Origin of the sequence: Kocuria atrinae (assembly GCF_039531425.1) — a bacterium.
GTDB lineage: Bacteria > Actinomycetota > Actinomycetes > Actinomycetales > Micrococcaceae > Kocuria > Kocuria atrinae.
In genome coordinates this window covers 14777-32675 of sequence record NZ_BAAAQA010000024.1, presented here as the reverse complement: position 1 = coordinate 32675, position 17899 = coordinate 14777, and the positions used below count along the sequence as shown (strand labels likewise).

Annotated in this window: 17 protein-coding genes and 1 tRNA gene; 10 read left to right on the top strand and 8 right to left on the bottom strand. The window is 64.6% G+C overall.

Going from position 1 to position 17899, the window contains the following annotated elements; all coding sequences use genetic code 11:
- Positions 1-156 precede the first annotated feature (156 nt).
- The 3 genes from ABD283_RS11445 to ABD283_RS11435 all read right to left on the bottom strand — a co-directional run bounded on the left by ABD283_RS11445 (position 157) and on the right by ABD283_RS11435 (position 2713).
- Positions 157-229: transfer RNA gene (locus tag ABD283_RS11445), tRNA-Thr, on the bottom strand.
- 86 nt (positions 230-315) lie between these two features.
- Entirely contained in the window at positions 316-1326 is a 1011-nt protein-coding gene (locus ABD283_RS11440) for an LLM class flavin-dependent oxidoreductase (RefSeq protein WP_344225150.1), read from the bottom strand.
- A gap of 1 nt (position 1327) precedes the next feature.
- The gene (locus tag ABD283_RS11435; protein WP_344225149.1) at positions 1328-2713 is read right to left on the bottom strand and encodes an NtaA/DmoA family FMN-dependent monooxygenase; all 1386 of its coding nucleotides are present in this window, start codon (positions 2711-2713) and stop codon (positions 1328-1330) included.
- Between the two features lie 231 nt (positions 2714-2944).
- On the opposite strand from ABD283_RS11435, the gene ABD283_RS11430 reads away from it, so the two are divergent.
- Positions 2945-4894 (top strand): FAD/NAD(P)-binding protein, encoded by a 1950-nt coding sequence (locus ABD283_RS11430; protein WP_344225148.1) that lies wholly within the window; start codon positions 2945-2947, stop codon positions 4892-4894.
- Between the two features lie 95 nt (positions 4895-4989).
- Here ABD283_RS11430 and ABD283_RS11425 read toward each other — a convergent pair whose 3' ends face one another.
- From ABD283_RS11425 to tmk, 3 genes are read right to left on the bottom strand one after another with little or no spacing between them, the layout of a single operon-like run.
- Positions 4990-6573: an alpha/beta hydrolase gene (locus tag ABD283_RS11425; protein ID WP_344225147.1), complete on the bottom strand. Its 1584-nt coding sequence runs from the start codon at positions 6571-6573 to the stop codon at positions 4990-4992.
- A gap of 20 nt (positions 6574-6593) precedes the next feature.
- Positions 6594-7721 carry a DNA polymerase III subunit delta' gene (locus tag ABD283_RS11420; protein WP_344225146.1) on the bottom strand — a complete coding sequence of 376 codons (1128 nt, stop codon included), beginning with the start codon at positions 7719-7721 and terminating at the stop codon, positions 6594-6596.
- Positions 7718-8374 (bottom strand): dTMP kinase, encoded by a 657-nt coding sequence (gene tmk, locus ABD283_RS11415; RefSeq protein ID WP_344225145.1) that lies wholly within the window; start codon positions 8372-8374, stop codon positions 7718-7720. Before tmk ends, ABD283_RS11420 begins: the two co-directional genes overlap by 4 nt.
- Before the next feature lie 73 nt (positions 8375-8447).
- Here tmk and ABD283_RS11410 point away from each other — a divergent pair, with 73 nt between their 5' ends.
- The 3 genes from ABD283_RS11410 to ABD283_RS11400 all read left to right on the top strand — a co-directional run bounded on the left by ABD283_RS11410 (position 8448) and on the right by ABD283_RS11400 (position 10781).
- Positions 8448-9578, top strand: a complete 1131-nt coding sequence (locus ABD283_RS11410; protein ID WP_344225144.1) for a trans-sulfuration enzyme family protein — start codon at positions 8448-8450, stop codon at positions 9576-9578.
- 10 nt (positions 9579-9588) lie between these two features.
- Positions 9589-9939 carry a DUF2516 family protein gene (locus ABD283_RS11405; RefSeq protein ID WP_344225143.1) on the top strand — a complete coding sequence of 117 codons (351 nt, stop codon included), beginning with the start codon at positions 9589-9591 and terminating at the stop codon, positions 9937-9939.
- A gap of 83 nt (positions 9940-10022) precedes the next feature.
- Complete coding sequence (locus ABD283_RS11400; protein ID WP_344225142.1) at positions 10023-10781, top strand: phosphoglyceromutase; 759 nt, start codon at positions 10023-10025, stop codon at positions 10779-10781.
- A 126-nt stretch (positions 10782-10907) separates the two neighbouring features.
- Here the strand turns inward: ABD283_RS11400 and phoU are convergent, their stop codons facing one another.
- Positions 10908-11606, bottom strand: a complete 699-nt coding sequence (gene phoU, locus ABD283_RS11395; protein ID WP_344225141.1) for a phosphate signaling complex protein PhoU — start codon at positions 11604-11606, stop codon at positions 10908-10910.
- Positions 11607-11832: 226 nt separating this feature from the next.
- Between phoU and ABD283_RS11390 the strand changes: the two genes are divergently transcribed.
- Positions 11833-13026, top strand: a complete 1194-nt coding sequence (locus tag ABD283_RS11390; RefSeq protein WP_344225140.1) for a sensor histidine kinase — start codon at positions 11833-11835, stop codon at positions 13024-13026.
- Positions 13023-13703: a winged helix-turn-helix domain-containing protein gene (locus ABD283_RS11385; RefSeq protein WP_344225139.1), complete on the top strand. Its 681-nt coding sequence runs from the start codon at positions 13023-13025 to the stop codon at positions 13701-13703. The genes ABD283_RS11390 and ABD283_RS11385 overlap by 4 nt, the downstream gene beginning before the upstream one ends.
- 86 nt (positions 13704-13789) lie before the next feature.
- Here the strand turns inward: ABD283_RS11385 and ABD283_RS11380 are convergent, their stop codons facing one another.
- Positions 13790-14326 carry a hypothetical protein gene (locus ABD283_RS11380; RefSeq protein ID WP_344225138.1) on the bottom strand — a complete coding sequence of 179 codons (537 nt, stop codon included), beginning with the start codon at positions 14324-14326 and terminating at the stop codon, positions 13790-13792.
- 257 nt (positions 14327-14583) lie between these two features.
- Between ABD283_RS11380 and ABD283_RS11375 the strand changes: the two genes are divergently transcribed.
- From ABD283_RS11375 to cysS, 4 genes are read left to right on the top strand one after another with little or no spacing between them, the layout of a single operon-like run.
- Positions 14584-15066 carry a CarD family transcriptional regulator gene (locus ABD283_RS11375; RefSeq protein WP_190782494.1) on the top strand — a complete coding sequence of 161 codons (483 nt, stop codon included), beginning with the start codon at positions 14584-14586 and terminating at the stop codon, positions 15064-15066.
- A gap of 22 nt (positions 15067-15088) precedes the next feature.
- Complete coding sequence (locus ABD283_RS11370; protein WP_344225137.1) at positions 15089-15859, top strand: IspD/TarI family cytidylyltransferase; 771 nt, start codon at positions 15089-15091, stop codon at positions 15857-15859.
- Between the two features lie 36 nt (positions 15860-15895).
- Positions 15896-16402: a 2-C-methyl-D-erythritol 2,4-cyclodiphosphate synthase gene (gene ispF, locus ABD283_RS11365; RefSeq protein WP_344225136.1), complete on the top strand. Its 507-nt coding sequence runs from the start codon at positions 15896-15898 to the stop codon at positions 16400-16402.
- Positions 16403-16411: 9 nt separating this feature from the next.
- Positions 16412-17848: a cysteine--tRNA ligase gene (gene cysS / locus ABD283_RS11360; protein ID WP_344225135.1), complete on the top strand. Its 1437-nt coding sequence runs from the start codon at positions 16412-16414 to the stop codon at positions 17846-17848.
- Positions 17849-17899 lie beyond the last annotated feature (51 nt).

Here is a 17899-nt window from a genome sequence, read left to right as displayed (position 1 = left end):
CACGGCTGGGCAGGCCGAAACCACCCATGACACACCCGAGCCATACACACATTTTGGCCTTTAACCCCCGAGCGCGCCCACTCGGGCGGCAATCGCACGGGTACGAGAAAACCCCGGGGAACCTGATCAGGTTCCCCGGGGTTTTCTTCCGTTCGGAGCCACCTGCCGGAATCGAACCGGCGACCTATTCTTTACGAGGGAATTGCTCTACCGACTGAGCTAAGGTGGCGCAGCAGAACCGAGCACGGTTCAGATGCACCCAAGACAGTAGCAGACAACCCCGCGCAGGCCCCAATCGGCGGGGTTTTCCCGTGCTCAGGAGTTGGCGTAACGGTTCTCCGCGGGCGGCAGGCCCAGGCGCTCGCGCAGCGTGGATTCTTCATCCGCTGACACTTCAGCGCCCACCAGTTCCGGGACCACCCCTGCGGCAGCGCGCACGGCCAGTTCCACATCGTGGGGGCCGGTCTCCAGGACCACGCCGCTTACCCCGACCTGAACCCATCGCCCCACGATCTCCGGATCGAGAGTGTCTGAATCCGCGTCGATCACGGCGAACACGCGTGCCCCCGGGTTCCAGTCGAGAACCTTGACGGCTTCAAGTCCAACGGTCTCTGCTGGGAGCAGCACCACATCTGCCTGCTCGACGGTGGGACGCAAGGCCTCCAAGGGAGCCTCGGTCGTGCGTTCCACGAAGACCGGGAGGTGTCCCTGTGTGGGCCGCGGAACGATCGAGGGCCCCTTGACGGTGAACTCTTCACCCGCGGAATCCGTTCCGCTGAAGTCCACGTAATGCAGCTTGGCGCGGTCCACGAAACGACCGGTGGCCTGGTCACGGATCTCAGCGTCCGCCTCCCACGAGTCCCACAACCTGCGAACCACGTCGATGACGTCCGCGGTTTCTGCCCAGGCCGCCTGCGCGGACGGGGTGTCGCGTCGACCAACGTTGGCGGCGGCGTCGGCACCCAACGACGGCGCGAACAAGACTCCCGCGCGACCGTGAGTGGCCCAGTCCAATGAGGCGCTCTCGGTGCCCATGAGGAACGGCTCGGTGTGAGTCGTGCGCAGAGTGGGCACGACAGCGACGCTCGAGGTCTGCGGGCCCAACCATGCGGAGGTCTGCAGCGCGGACAGGCGACCCGCGGCAGGCCCGGTAGTGCTCGCGGCGTCCAAATCGTCGTCGAGCAGGACAAAAGCGGCGCCGGCGGTCTCTGCATCCAGGGCTGCCTGACGAACGGCGGCACCCGAGAAGTACTCGGCGGGATCAAGTCGGTCGACCCCCGGACGAGGCGTGATGCGGGCGGCGATCACGAAGGGTGTGGTACTCATGTCAGGCCTCCTGACCGTTGGTTGCTGCGGCGCGGGCGTCGGTGCGTGCCTGCGACCATTCGGTGGCTGGGCGGTACTGGCCGAGCTCCATAGTGGCGCGCAGGGTGGGGTCCTCACCCGGGTAGGAATCGGGGTACACGCCCATCTCCTGCAAGCGGGGAATCACCGAATCCACGAACTCGTCCAGGCCACCCGGAACCACGGTGGGGATCAGGATGAAACCGTCCGCGGCGCGTTCCTGGATGTACTGGTTCATCTTCTGCGCCACGGTGTCGGCCGAACCGACGAACGCGAACCGCGGAGATTCCCGCACCACCAGATCACGGATCGACAGGTTTTCCGCTTGAGCAATCTCGCGCCAGCGCCGGGCAGTGGCCACCGGGTCCTTGACGTGCTTGACGCGCCCCTGGGAGACCTCTGGGCCGTCCAACACGGGGTCGAAATCGGGGAGCGGGCCGTCCGGATCGAACGAGGACAGGTCCGTGTTCCACACGCGTTCCAAGGTCGCGATCGCCGTGGCACCGGAATGCTGCGCGTAGGCCTGCTCGCGGGCGCGTTCGGCGGCGTCGGCATCCGTGTCACCCAGGACGTAGGAGACACCGGGGTAGATGCGCAGATCGTCCTCGGCGCGGCCGTACTTGGCCAGGCGGCCCTTGGTGTCCCTGTAGAAGGCTTTGCCGTCCTCGAGTTCTGAATGACGCGTGAAGATGACGTCGGCAGAACCAGCGGCGAACTCGCGACCCGAATCCGAATCGCCCGCTTGGAAGATCACGGGATGAACCTGCGGGCTGCGGGGTACATCGAAGCGACCGGAGATGTCGAAGAACTCGCTGCGGTGCTCGTACGCACCGGCCATTTCGTCCGCATCCTGTGGCGAACCGGGCCAGGATTCCCAGAGCTTTCGGGCTGCGTCGATGAAGTCCTCAGCGCGTTCATAACGCTGGGGGTAGGGGAGGTAGCCGCCGCGTCGGAAGTTCTCGCCGGTGAAGGCGTCGGGGCTGGTCACTACGTTCCACGCGGCACGGCCACCCGAGAGGTGGTCCAGGGTCGCGAACTGGCGCGCCAGCTCGTACGGTTCATGGAAAGTGGCGGTCAGGGTGCCGGCCAGGCCGATCCGTTCGGTGGCTCCGGCCACCGCCGACAGCACCGTGAGGGTATCGGGGCGGCCCATGACGTCCAGGTCATACACCTTGCCGTTCATTTCGCGCAGGCGTAGGCCCTCGGCCAGGAACAGAAAGTCCATGAGGCCGCGCTCCGCGGTCTGCGCCATGTGAATGAAAGAATCTACCGCGATATGACTACCGCTGCGCGGATCCGACCAGATCGTGGTGTTGTTGACGCCCGGAAAATGCGCCGCCAGGTGAACTCTGCGCGGTGAGCTGTTCATGACCTACCCTCTAGTCGACTGCGGTCCCGGGCACGGTCGAGCGGCCGGGCACTCTCCCGTCCATGGTGCCGCTGTCGGCCCGGGGGATTCCAACCGGCTGTCTTGATTCTTCACACGCTGTCACACGGCGTCACATGGACCTGCGATCCCAGGGCAGGCGGGGATAGCGTGACGAGTACTGTCCGCAGTGCCCGTCGTCAGGGCGCGCACGCAACGTCCTGGAGGTCACCGGTGGACTCACGCAGCGTTACGTTCGTGGGCGGGGGGCCGCGCGCGGCCATGGTTATCGAGCGGATCACCGCCAATTACCCGCACGACGCCGCGGTGCTCACCGTCCACGTGGTGGAACCGTTCGAGCCCGGCGCGGGCCGGATCTGGCGTTACGACCAGTCACCCCTGCTCAAATTGAACTCCATGGCGCAGGACATCACCATGTTCACGGATGCTTCAGTGGAATGCGAGGGCCCCGTTCGGGAAGGTCCCACCCTCCTGGACTGGTGCCGGGCGGTCGTGAGTGGTGAGATCACCGACCACCGAATCACCGACCCGGAGGTAATGGCCCAGGTGCGGGAATTGGGCCCGGAAAGTTTTCCCACCAGACAACTGCAATCGTTTTATCTGGGGTGGTTCTACCGTGTGACCGCAGAACAAGCGGCGGAGAACATGCGCGTAGAAACCCACCGGGGCACGGTCACCTCGGTCACGGACTCAGAGCACGGCCACCGGGTGGAACTCGACTCGGGTGAAATCATCACCACGGATGCCGTTGTCTACACCGTGGGCCACACGGACAGCATGGGTTCCAACACCCAGCTGATCCGTGAACGCACGGCGACTGCCCGCGGCGGCTTCTACGCCCCACCGGCTTACACGAACGACGTCGATTACTCCGCGGTCCGCCCAGGGGACCGCGTGATCGTGACCGGCATGGGACTGGCCTTCATCGACCTCATGGTGTTGTTGTACGAGGGCCGCGGGGGTCGATTCGAAACCACGGGAGAGCGAGTGGACGGCAAACCCCGCGAGGGAATTCGCGACGGCGGTCCGCTCACCTACGTTGCGTGCGGCCAAGAACCCCATGTCTTCGTGGGGTCCCGGCGTGGCGTTCCCTATCACAGCAAGATCACATCGGTGCTCTCAGCGGACCCCGAACCCCTGCGGTTCATCACCCCGGACACCGTCAGCCACTTATTGGAACAGCACAGCACCCTCAATTTCCACGAGCACTTGTGGCCGCTCATCAATCAAGAGCTCGGCTACCACGTGTATCGCGAGCTGATCGTGGGGCATCCCGAGCGCGCCCGCATGAGCTGGGAGGAATTTGCCCCGGCTTACCGAGCGGCCCGCTGGGGGAGTAACGAGCTGCAGCAATTGGTGAGGAAAGCGATCCCGGATTCCCGATACCGGGTGGACCTGGCCTCGATCGACCGGCCCTTCGACGACATGTTCTTCGAGGACACCCAGCAGGTCCAGGACGCCCTGGTGCGTTACATCGAACGCGACCTCACCCTACGGACGCATCCTGACCACTCCGAGACGCAGGCCCTTTTCCTGGCGCTGTTGCGCACGTACATGGAGATCGGGCGGTTGGTGCCGTTGGAGCACTTGGACGACGAGTCGCAGCGGCTTGTGCCGGGCTGGTGGCACGGATTCTTCAGTTTTGTGGATTCCGGTCCGCCGGCCCACCGTTTGCAAGAACTGTTGGCCCTGCATCGAGCAGGTTTCATCACGTTCCTAGGCCCCGATCTCGAGGTCACGGCCGCTCACCAGGACGCTCCCGAAGGGACACCGGCGTTCCGTGCGCGCTCGCGGGCCGGCGGTGCAGATGTGTCCGCGAACAGCTGGATCGAAGCACGGCTACCGGCGCCCACCGTGGTGTCATCGGCAGACCCGGCACTGCACCACGTGCACTCGAGTGGAACCGGAGTCGAGCAGAACTTCGAAACCGAGGACGGCGCCACCGTCAGCACCGGAAAACTCGTGGTGGAATCCGACGGCCACGTGGTGGATCGCGCCGGCGATGTGCGCCCCACCGTGTTTGCGGCCGGCCACTTCACCTCGGCATGGAACGTGGGGGCTTTTGCGCGTCCGAATTCCAACTCCGCCCCGTTCCGGCAGTGTGACGGTCTGGCCCGGACGGTACTGACCGCGCTGGGGCTACCGGTGGTTCCAGCCACGTAATCTCGATGCAACTCCCGCGCGTCCGGGTGCAGGATCCGGGCACACGGGGTCGAGTCCTCAGCGCTGACACCGAACCAGCGACCCGGGCGACGTCGCTATGCGCTACCGCACGTGGCGCCCTCGTCAGGTACCGCGCCCGAGACCAGGTAGGTATCCACGGCGTCCTTGATGCACGAGTCACCGGAGACGTAGGCGGTGTGGCCCCAGCCGTCGTTGGTCAGGAGCCGAGCATTGCCGAGCTTGTCGACCAGCGCCTCGGACCAGGCATACGGAGTGGCCGGATCATGGGTGGTGCCCACCACGAGTAGTGGCTGATCGGTGTCCGCAGCGTAGGAGTCGAGCGGCTCCACGGGCTCGTCCGGCCAGCCCTGGCATGCGGCGTCACCGTAGCTGAGGTAGGGACCGAACGTGGGGGCTTCTTGCTCCATGGTGTCCGCGGCCTGCGCCATGTCCTGCTCCGAGACATCGCGCGAAACCGTGTCCAGGCAGTTCACCGCGGTGAACGCTTCGGACACGTTGGACGTGTACTCGCCCGAGGATGTGCGGCCGTGGTTGGAATCCGAGTAGCCCATGAACTCGTCGAAGTTACCATCCAGGGCCTTCTCGAGGGCGGAGTTCAGTTGCGGGTAGGACGCCGTGGAGTACAGCGGCACCAGGATGCCTTCCACCGCATTGACCGGGGTGATGCGGCGGCCGTCGGACACGGTGATCTCATCCTCGGCGACCTTGGCGAGCAGATCTTGAATCTTTTGCATACCCGCGTCCACACCGTCGTTGCCGACCACGCAACGATTATTGGTTTCCTGACAGTCCTCGACCCAGTGCCGCAGGTTCTCCTCGAAGCCCTTGGCCTGATCCAGGGTCACGGCGCGTTCGTCCATGGTGGGGTCCACGCCGCCGTCCAGCACGAAACGGCCGGTGCGCTGGGGGAACAGGCTCGCGTACGTGGCGCCAATTTCGGTCCCGTAGGAGAACCCCAGGTAGTGGGTCGCCGGTTGGTCGAAGACCGCGCGCATCACGTCCAAGTCCTTGGCCACGGACTGCGTGTCCATGTGCGAGACCACCGGGGACGACTTCGCTTTGCACTTGCTCCCGATCTCCGCATAGGTGGCACGCATGTCCTCCACCGTTTCGGACTGGGGATCGAACGCGGGTTCGGCCCGCCACTCGTCCATCTCCTGATCGGTCAGACACTCTATGCCGTCCGAGCGGTCCACGCCGCGGGGGTCGAAGCCCACGATGTCGTAATTGTCCCGCACCGATGCGGAGGCGAAGAACCCGGCGGACAACATCATGTCCACGCCCGATCCGCCCGGCCCCCCGGGGTTCAGGAACAGGGTTCCCTGGGGATCGTCCTCCGAAGACGACAAGCGAGAAACCTCCACGAACGTGTCTCCGGCGCCCGGGTTCGCATAATCCACCGGCACCTTAACCTGAGCGCAGTCGAGGTTCTCAGCGGCGTCCTGGTCCTCGGCCGGGTATTCGCACTCGCCCCACGAGAGATCCTGGGTGTAATAGTCGGCTAGTGCCGGATCGGTGCCCGCGGTGACGTTTGAGTCAGCCTCGGAAGTCGCCGTAGGCTCGGAGTCCTGGCCCGTCTGAGGGCTGCAAGCGGTCAGGGTCAGGACTGCAATGGCCACGGAAGCGGCCACCGAACGGGCCGTGCGAGTACGAGTCACGAGTTTCCTTTCGGCGCCGCTCAGATGAGCGAGACCATCATCGCTTCGAAGGCCAGCTGCGCACTGACGTTGGTGCGGATCCGGTCCCTGGTCTCACTGATCACGTCGATGCGCTCCAGGGTCTGCTCCGCGCTGCTGTTGCCGGCGTAGTCGTGGATGTCCCCGCTCAGGTGCTGGTTGATCAGCTCGGTCCCGGTGTGGAGCTGGACGCTGAGCACGTCACGGTAGAACGTGGTGAGGTCGATCAGGAATCGATCCAGGGTGTCTGTTTGGATCCGGCGGGAACGCCGCTTCTGATCGGCCTCGAGCCGGTTGAGGGCACCGCGGATAGCGGGCGGCATCCGGCCGGATTCCGGGGCACCGAGCGCCACGAGAAGTTGCGCACGTTCTTCGTCGTTGCGGGTCTCCGCATTTGCCGCTGATTCGTCCACCGCCAACCGGTGCAGTCGGTCTGCCGCACGAACGGCCTGGGTCACGCCCCGCATGTTCAGGGGCAGGGACACGACTTCTTGGCGGCGCGTGCGGGCATCGTCGTAGAGGGCCAGACGGGTCGCGATCCCCACGTGGCACTGGGCCAGCCGCGCGCACTCGATGGCGCGTTCCTGGCTCACGCCGTGCCTGCTGACCAGTAGTTGCGCCACGTCCTGGGCGGAGGGGACCTTCAAGGTGACGGGACGGCAGCGTGAGCGGATGGTGACCAGGACATCCATGGGGGAGGGCGCGCACAACAACCAGATGGTGTGCGGCGGCGGTTCTTCAATGGCCTTGAGCATCACGTTGGACGTGCGCTCTGTCATCCGGTCCGCATCTTCAACAATCATCACGCGCCACTGACCCACGGACGGCCGGTCCTGGGCCTTGACCACGAGCTCTCTGGCTTCATCGATGCTGATCTGAGGGTTCTCGGTCACGAAATGCATGACGTCAGCGTGCGAGCCCGCAAAGGCAGTGCGGCACGAATGACACTCACCGCAGCCGGTCCCGTGCTCGCAGAGCAGTGCCGCGGCCAGGGCTCGCGCGGCGGTGGAGCGCCCGGAACCCGGAGGGCCGGTGAACAGCCACGCGTGGGTGGGGTTGTTGTCACGGGCCGCGCGTTCGAGCTGCTCCACCACGTGATGTTGGCCCACGAGCTGATCCCACACGGTCATGAGAGCACCTCCGCGAGACGGTCGAGAATTTTGTCGGTGACCACTTCGATGGGCTGATCCGCGGCGAGCACCAGGTACCGTTCCGGAGCGGCGGCCGCCAGATCTCGGAACGCCTGATTGACCACCGTGTGGAAGTCTCGGTCTTCACCCTCCATGCGGTCGGCTGCCAGGCCACGGTCGGTGCGGCGGCTTTCTGCCACGGAGGTGTCCACGTCCAGCAGAACGGTGAGGTCCGGGGTCAGACCGCGCAACGCCCACTCGTTGAGTTCTTGCACGTGCTCCAATCCCAGCCCGCGGGCTGCGCCCTGATAGGCCACGGAGGAGTCCACAAAGCGATCGGAAATCACCACTTCTCCGCGTTCGATGGCGGGGCGGATGAAGCGGTTGACGTGATCAGCGCGGGCGGAAGCGAACAACAATGCCTCCGTGTCCGCGTCCACCGGGGCATGGGCGGGGTCAAGCACCAGCCCGCGCACGGACTCGGCCAGGGGAGTACCCCCGGGCTCACGCGTGCGCTTCACGGTGCGACCCTGGAATTCGAGGGCGCGCGCCACCGCTTGGACCTGGGTGGATTTCCCGGCCCCGTCCCCTCCTTCGAAGACGATCAGTGCACCGCGCGCAGTCTCATTCACGCGCTCAACTGTACCGAGCATGACCGACAGGCTGTTCGCTGAACTCCCTGGGTGCAGTGCGAGTCCCACGGTGCTCGCCCATTACCCTGGAAGCATGCGTAAAGACACCGTGGTCGTCTCCGGCGGCCGTCCCGCCCACGAGCACGACGCTCCCGTGAACCCGTCCGTTGTCCTCACCTCCACTTACCGAGGTGCCGGTGACCTGAATGATCGTGACCGCACGTACGCGCGGTTCACCAATCCCACGTGGGAGGCGTTCGAAGAGGTCCTTGCCGATCTCGAGGAGGCCCCTGTTCCGGCGCTTTCTTACGCCTCCGGAATGGCCGCGGTCGCTTCCGTTCTGACCCTCGTCCCCGTGGGCGGAACGCTGGTCATGCCGCAGCACTGTTACCAGGGCACCCTCCAATTGGCGCACCGTCTCGAGGAGCGTGGGATTTTCGCCGTGCGCACCGTGGACGTCGCAGACACGGAAGCCACGATCGCCGCCATCCAGGGCGCGGACGTCCTCTGGCTGGAAAGCCCCACCAACCCCATGCTCGAGGTTGCTGATCTGCCCGCAGTTCTCGCTGCCGCCCGCGAGGCCGGAGTGCTCTCGTGCGTGGACAACACATTCGCTACGCCGTTGCTGCAGCGCCCGCTCACACTCGGCGCGGATCTCGTGGTGCACTCGGTGACCAAGTACCTGGCCGGCCACTCGGACGTCGTTCTGGGCGCCGTGGTCTGCTCCACCCCTGAATTGCGCGCGAACCTTAAGAAACAGCGCTCGCTCGAGGGCGCCATTCCCGGACCCTTCGAGGCCTGGCTCGCTCTGCGCGGTGTGCGGACTCTGTCCGTACGGCTCGAGCGTTCGATGGCCAGTGCTGCGGAACTAGCCCGTCGCCTCAGCGAACACCCGGGCGTTGCGGAAGTCCGTTACCCGGGACTTCCCGGGGACCCCGGCCATGAGCGCGCCGCGGCGCAGATGGACGGCGGTTTCGGCTCGATCATTTCGGTCGTCCCGCACGCCGACGTCGCCGCGACCCAGTCGCTCGTGGAAAGCCTGAGCGTGTGGACCCCGGCCACATCTCTGGGAGGCGTCGAATCCCTGGTGGAGCGCCGTCGTCGTCACCACGACGAACCGGACACCGTGCCGGACACGCTGTTGCGGCTGTCCGTGGGAATTGAGAATGTGGATGACTTGTGGGAGGACCTGAAAGCGGGTCTGGACGAACTGGCAGATCGGTAGACTGAACAACGTGACATCAATCCCCTGGGCCATTGCACTGGCCAGCTACCTGGACTATGCCATCACACTGGTGGTGGCCGCACTGAGCCTCATGGCCGTGCTGGACTGCGTGCGCCGTTCCGCGCCGCAATTCGAGCGCGCCTGGAAACGGACCAAGACCTTCTGGCTTGCGTTGACCGCCGGTGCCGCTGTGGTGAGCGTCCTGAGCGCCGTGTTCTCCACGATGTCGTTGTTCAGCACCGGTTACCCGGGCGCGGGGTCATTGATCCTGATGCTGATCGCCGCCACCATCGCGGGTGTCTACCTGGCGGATGTGAAGCCCGCGGTTTCCAGCGAATCCGGCAACCCCGGTTACTGGTAGGTCTCTCCAGCCGGAGCGCTTCATGGCGGTGACACATGCGTATAACGCGTGCCAACGAGTGATCCGGGTGGGAGAATGAGGGTATGGCTAATGATTCAGCAACGTACAAACTCGTCCTCCTGCGCCACGGGCAGTCGGAATGGAACGAGAAGAACCTGTTCACCGGCTGGGTGGACGTGCCGCTGACCGAGAAGGGCATAGCGGAGGCCAAGCGCGGCGGTGAATTGATCAAGGACAATGACCTCGCACCGGATGTCCTCCACACCTCCCTGTTGCGCCGGGCAATCAACACGGCCAACATCGCACTCGACGCAGCCGACCGCCACTGGATCCCCGTCAAGCGTTCATGGCGCCTGAATGAACGCCACTACGGCGACCTGCAGGGCAAGGACAAGTCGCAGGTACGCGATCAGTACGGTGAAGAACAGTTCATGGTGTGGCGTCGTTCCTACGACACCCCGCCGCCCGCCCTGGACGATTCCTCCGAGTTCTCGCAGGCTGATGACCCCCGCTACGCGGACGTGGCGGACCTGCCCCGCACCGAATGCCTCAAGGACGTGCTCGAGCGCTTCCTGCCGTACTGGGAAGAGCAGATCGTGCCGGATCTGAAGTCCGGTAAGACCGTGCTCGTGGCCGCTCACGGTAACTCGCTGCGCGCGCTGGTCAAGCACTTGGACGACATCTCGGACGAGGACATCGCGGGACTGAACATCCCCACCGGTATTCCGCTGTACTTCGAGCTGGACCAGAACCTCAAGCCGGTGACCGTTGGTGGTACCTACCTGGACCCCGAGGCCGCTGCCGAATCGATTAAGGCCGTCGCAAACCAGGGCAAGAAGTAACCTCGGTCCATACGGCATGAAAAGCGCCCCACCACGAATGTGGTGGGGCGCTTTTGCTTGGATCGTGACGCGTTCCGGCAGTTCCGGGCTGTGCGTGTGGGCGCAGCCCCGCTACCGGGGAGCCGTTTATTCTCCCGTGTCGGAACCGATATGGCCGTGACCGGTCGGGTGGGTCTCCGAGATGGGAGCCCAGTCGCCGGTGACCAGGTAGGCGACCTTGCGGGCCACCGAAACACTGTGATCGCCGATGCGCTCGAGGTAGCGCGACGCCAGAGTGACGTCCACGGCGGTGGGGACCGAAGAATCCCAATTGGGATCCGCCAGAATGTCGAAGACCTGCTGGTGTTTCTGGTTCAGCTCGGACTTGAGGGCGTAGATCTCGTCGGCGACCGTCATATCGCGGTCTTCGAGAACGGAGATCACACGTTCCAGCAGTTTGAGGTCGAGATCGAACATGGCTGCGAAGTGGTCGTTCAGCGCCTCGGGGAGCACGGGCTCCGGGAAACGCATGCGTGCCAACTGAGCGAGATGGCGGGCCAGATCTCCCATGCGCTCGAGCGAGGCGCTCATGCGGAGGGCGCCCACGATCATGCGCAGATCAGACGCGACGGGGGACTGCAGAGCCAGGATGTCGATGGCTCGTTCGTCCAAGTCGTTCTGGAGGAAGTCGATTCGGGCGTCGTTGGAGATGACCTCTTCGGCCACCTGCACGTCGGCGTCGAGGAAGGCGACCTTGGAGCTCTTCAGTGCCTGCTGCACAAGAGTGGCGATCTGAATCAGCTCTTCACCTACCTGGTGAAGTTCAGCCTGGAAAACCTTGCGCACAGAGGGCGTCCTTTCGTTCAGAGCATTCGTTGGTCACGTAGCTTACGCGATATTGGTGTCCAGCCGTCAGCTGAGACGCGGGGGTGCGGTACTTGCGCACGAGCGCTCTCACACTGGCAGGGGAGAATGAACGCCAACTCATGTGCAGATGAACGTTGGTTGAACCCGGCGCGGAACCGTCTGGTTGCGCACGAACCACCGGTGCCAGCCGTCTAAGCTGGGCAGAGTGAGCATGACCTCGGTTGCCCTTCTTGCGGGCTTTGTCGGTTTCCTGCTCGGCATCAGTGGACTGATCGCCGTGCGGGTCAGCCAGCGACGCCGCCGTTCAGCAGTGACCGTCGAGGAACCCACCTTGCCGGAGGGCACAGCGGAGATTCTCGCGGCTCTCGGCCTGGCCTACGTGGTGGTCGACGGGGTGGACGGCGTCATCAGGGCCTCTCCGGCGGCGTACGCGTACGGGATCGTTCGGGGCCACACCGTGGTCCATCCGGAGCTATTGGACATGATCCGGCGCACCCGACGCAATGGAGTGGTCGAGGAAAAGCGCCTAGAAATCACCCGCGGCAAGCTGGAGAAGAGTGCCCTTGTCCTGGACATCCGAGTGGTCATCATTGCCGAGGAATACATCTTGCTCCTCGCGGACGATGAAACCGAGATCGTACGTGCCCAGTCCATCCGCAATGACTTCGTGGCCAATGTGTCCCACGAATTGAAGACGCCGGTGGGGGCGATCAGCTTGCTGTCCGAAGCCCTGGAAGATGCCGCGGAGGACCAGGACGCGGTACGTCACTTCGCCAAGAGCCTCCACAAGGAAGCGGTGCGATTGTCCGCTCTGGTGCAGGACATCATTGAGCTTTCACGGCTGCAGGGAACGGACGTCGTGTCGAAGGGCACCGTGGTGGACCTGAACCGAGTGGTTGGCGAGGCGGTTGATCGCACGCGTCTCACGGCCGAGGCCAAGGGCATCGCCATCAAAGTGGGCGGCACCATCAAGACCCCCGTGTACGGGGACCCGGACTTGTTGGTCACCGCCACGCGCAATCTCATCGACAACGCGGTGCGATACTCACCCGAGAACACCCGAGTGGGCGTGGGCTTGCGTGAACGTGACGGTATGGCCCAGATCATGGTCACGGATCAAGGCCCGGGCATTCCGGACACGGAGCAGGACCGAATCTTCGAGCGCTTCTACAGAGTGGACAGCGCCCGCTCGCGACAGACCGGAGGCACGGGACTGGGATTGAGCATCGTCAAACATGTGATGGCCCAGCACGGGGGAGAAGTATCCGTGTGGTCCCAGTCCGGGCGAGGATCCACCTTCACCCTGGTCATTCCCCAGGCGGAGGACCTGGACGAGCACAACGGCCCGGTGGCCGCCTCCACCAATGAACGTATGCACCTAGAGGAGGAGCGTAAGTGACGCGCATTCTGATGGTCGAGGACGAAGAGTCTCTCAGCGATCCCCTGGCCTATCTGCTGGGCAAAGAAGGCTTTGAAGTAACCGTGGTGGCCGATGGCCTGTCCGCGGTCAGCGAGTTCGAACGGGCGGGGGCGGCTCTCGTACTCCTTGATCTGATGTTGCCCGGGCAGTCGGGAACGGAAGTCTGCAAGCAGATCCGTCAGCAATCGACCGTTCCGATCATCATGTTGACCGCCAAGGACGCGGAGATCGACAAGGTCCTGGGACTCGAACTGGGCGCGGACGACTACGTGACCAAACCGTATTCGGCTCGCGAACTCGTGGCCCGGATTCGTGCCGTGCTCCGCCGCCGGGCGGAACCCGAAGAACTCATCACGGCTACCGTGGCCGCCGGCCCGGTCCGCATGGACGTGGAGCGTCACGTGGTCAGTGTCGCGGGAGAAGCAGTGACCATGCCACTCAAGGAGTTCGAACTTCTGGAGATGTTGCTGCGCAATGCGGGCCGAGTGCTCACGCGCGGGCAGCTCATCGATCGCGTCTGGGGATCGGACTATGTGGGCGATACCAAGACCTTGGACGTGCACATCAAGCGACTGCGGTCCAAGGTGGAACCGGATCCTTCGCAACCCCGGCACATCGTGACGGTGCGGGGTCTGGGCTACAAGTTCGAGGCCTGACCGGGCTCGTACCCGCCGCAACACATAAGTTGAGGGCCGCATCCCACGGGGATGCGGCCCTCAACTTATTCAGGAGTTCAGCTCGGTCAGTGACCGCCCTCTTCGGACTCCGCCTTGGGGGTGTTGGAGGGGTTCGCCGGGGTGGACGGTGCGCCACCGGGCATCAGCGATGCGTAGCGCGGGTAAGTGTGGTCCAGCACGGGTACTGACTGGGTGGAGGACTGGCCGTCCGCCTCGAGTTCGGTTTCGACCATCAGACCTGGCATGGCGCCGGCCTGATCAATGGTGACGGGCTCTGCCTTCTCCAGCATCACCTGGTCGTTGGCGGGAACCTCGACCTCTGCCGTTGCTCCGTCAGCGTCGATGGTCAAGGTGGCGGGTTCGGCACTGTCATTGATCACGGTGCCGATCACACGGCCCTCGGAGTTCTCATCTTCGGCGAGAATCATCAAGTTGCGCACCGACACGTCACCCAATTCGGCCTGGATGCCGTCAGAGGGGGCGTATTCATCGGCGGTGGCCTGAGGGCTCACGTACCCGCAACCGGTAGCGGTCAACAATGCAGCGGCCGCAGCAGCACCCAAACCAAAGTGCTGCAGCTTCTTGCGGGCGGCGTTCTTCACGGCACGAACTCCTCGGGCTCTAAGACGGTGTGTCGAATATCTGCGGCAAGTCTAGCGTTTTGGCGACGCAACGTCTGCATCCGCGGCTGGTGACACGTTCGCGCCGTCGTCCTCGGAGTGCGTGCGGGGACGGGCGAGACGGGGGTGGCCGAATGACGCACGCGCGGCGGTTTTGCGCGGAATTGCGGGGGAGCGCGGCCGAACGCGGCGAATCATACACCGTGGTAGAATTGAGAGGCTGAAAGGGGTTTGTGTACATGGTTTTTGAGGTTGGCGAGACGGTTGTCTACCCCCACCACGGTGCCGCAACGATCGAAGAGATCAAGACGCGCACCATCAAGGGCGAAGAGAAAATGTATCTGCGTCTGAAGGTCACGCAGGGCGATCTGATGATCGAGGTGCCCGCTGACAACGTGGACCTCGTGGGAGTGCGAGACGTCGTTGACGAGGAGGGACTCAAGGAAGTCATCTCCGTTCTGCAGGCCAAGGATGCTGAAGAGGCGTCCAACTGGTCCCGCCGCTACAAGGCAAACCTGGAGAAGCTGGCTTCCGGCGACGTTCTCAAGGTAGCCGAGGTCGTCCGTGACCTGTGGCGTCGCGATCAGGGCCGTGGACTCTCGGCCGGCGAGAAGCGCATGTTGGCCAAGGCCCGTCAGATCCTCACGTCGGAGCTTGCTCTGGCCAAGGAAATCGACGAGGAAGAAGCCGAGAAGCGCCTCGACGACATCCTGGCTGATTGATTTCAGAGTTGTTCCCACTCGTATGACATTCAGTACTTCTTCTGCGAGCCCGTCCGTTCAGGACGGGCTCGCAGTCATTGTGGTGGCCGCCGGTTCGGGAACTCGTCTGGGCTACGGAATGCCCAAGGCACTGGTTCCGGTGGCCGGTCGTCCCATCCTGGACATCGCACTCGAGTCCGTGGCCGACGCATTGCCCACGGCCCGGATCATCGTCACCGTTCCCGCCGGGGACACCGAACTGAGCGCCGTTGCCGCCGCTCACGGTGCCCGCGCGGTGACCGGCGGAGCGACCCGCGCGCAATCGGTCGCGTGTGGGTTGGCCGCATTGGATTCTTCGGCACGTTTCGTGCTGGTGCACGACGCCGCTCGGCTCCTGGTCCCAGGGCGGGTCACCGCGTCGGTGGCTGCCGCCCTGGAGTCGGGCGAACGCGCCGTAATTCCCGTACTGCCCGTCAACGACACGGTGCGCGGCGTGGATGCACAGGGGCACAGCACAGGCACCGTGGATCGGTCGGGACTGCGTGCGGTGCAGACCCCTCAGGGCTTCGAAGCTCGGTTGTTGGTGGACGTGAACCTGCGTGCCGGTCTGCTGGAACGCGACCAGCATGGTGCACTCGCGGCACTGGACCGTGCCGAGGACCCGGAGGGGATAACCGATGACGCGTCCTTGATCGAACGATTCGCCCCCGAGGTCCCCGTGACCTTCGTGGCGGGTGACGAGGAATCATTCAAGGTCACACGTCCTTTCGATTTGATCACCGCCCGCGCGGTTCTGGAGCAACGCGCCCGCTGAAACCAGTGGCGCCATGGAGTGAAGGATGATGAACCCATGAATGAACACGTCGAATCGGCACTGCCGCCCCTTCCACTCACCGGTGTCGGAGTGGACGTCCACGCCTTTGGCCCGGAGGGCACGCCGTTGTGGGTCGCGGGTTTGCATTGGCCGGGCGAGCGAGGCCTTACGGGTCATTCGGACGGCGATGTGGTGGCTCATGCCGCGGCGGATGCGTTGTTCTCGGCTGCCGGTATTGGCGATCTGGGCCTGCACTTCGGTACGGACCGCCCGGACATGGCCGACGCCTCCGGAGAGCGGATCCTCAGCGAAGCTGCCGCTATTGTGCGGGAGGCGGGATACGACGTCGGCAATGTCTCGGTGCAGCTCATCGGAAATCGGCCCAAGTTCTCGCCGCGGCGCGAGGAAGCCGCCGGGGTCCTCAGCAAGGCAGCGGGGGCCAGGGTGCATTTGAGCGCCACCACCACCGACGCGCTCGGGTTGACCGGACGTGGCGAGGGGCTGGCCGCCATCGCGACCGCACTCGTGGTTCCGCGCCGTTAGACTGGCCGGGTGACTTTGCGCTTCTACGACACCGCCTCAGCAACCGTTAAAGACTTCCAGCCCGTGTACCCGGGTGAGGCCCGGCTGTACTACTGCGGTGCCACGGTTCAGGGCGCCCCGCACATCGGACACGTGCGGTCGGCGCTCGTGTTCGACCAGCTGTCGCGTTGGCTCGCTTTCCGCGGTTACAAGGTGACCACGGTCCGCAATGTCACCGACATTGACGACAAGATCCTGGTCAATTCGGCAGCGTCTTTCGACCCCGATTACGCGGGCCATCACCCGCGCGAAGAATGGTGGGCGCTCGCTTACCGTTTTGAACGCGTCTTCGGTGACGCGTACGCCGCGCTGGGAATTGCCCCGCCCACCTACGAACCGCGCGCCACGGGCCACATTCCCGAAATGCACGCGCTCATCCAGAGACTCATCGACGAGGGCCACGCCTACCCCGCCCAGGATGATTCCGGGGACGTGTACTTCGACGTGCGTTCCTGGCCTCGCTATGGCGAACTGACCCGCCAACGGGTGGAGGACATGCAGGACGCCCCGGACGCCGATCCGCGCGGCAAACGTGACCCTCGCGACTTCGCACTGTGGAAGGGCCACAAGGTGGATGAACCGGAGACCGCCGCGTGGGATTCTCCCTGGGGCAAGGGGCGCCCGGGCTGGCACCTGGAATGCTCGGCCATGGCGGCCAAGTACGTGGGCACCCACTTCGACATTCACGGTGGCGGCCTGGACCTGCGCTTCCCGCATCACGAGAACGAGCTCGCACAGTCCACCGCGGCCGGGCAGGAGTTCGCGAACTTCTGGCTCCACAACGGCCTGGTCACTTATCAGGGCGAAAAGATGTCCAAGTCGATCGGCAATACGGTCTCACCCGAGCAGATGCTCGCGGAAGCCCGCCCGCTGGCCGTCCGCTACTACCTGGGGCAGGCCCACTACCGTTCCGTGCTGGATTATCGCCCCACGTCGCTGCAGGAAGCGACGTCGGCGGTCGAACGCGTGGAGGCCGCCCTGGTCGCCGCGCGTGCCGCGGGGCTGAGTCTCGACTGGCAGCCGGAGGACGTGCCGGAGACGTTCACACGCGTCATGGACGAGGACCTCAACGTCCCGCAGGGCCTTGCGGTGCTTCATGAGACGGTGCGCGCTGCCAACGGTGCCTTGGCTTCGGGATCTGTCAACGACGCCGCGGCGCCGGTTCGCGCCGTCGCGGCCATGTCCGAGGTGCTCGGTCTGCGGCAACTCATGAACCTGGACGGCGCGGGAGCCGGGGGAGGCGCCGAGCATCAAGCTCTGGACTCGCTCGTGCACCAGCTGTTGGATCAGCGAGCGCAGGCGCGGGCGGATAAGAATTGGGCGCTGGCCGACCAGATTCGCGATCAGCTCGCGGACGCCGGTGTGGTCGTGAAGGATGGCGCCCAGGGATCCGCGTGGTCGGTCTGAGCCGGCCACTGCCCTAAACTGACACTTAGATCGCTGACCACCCCGGGGCGG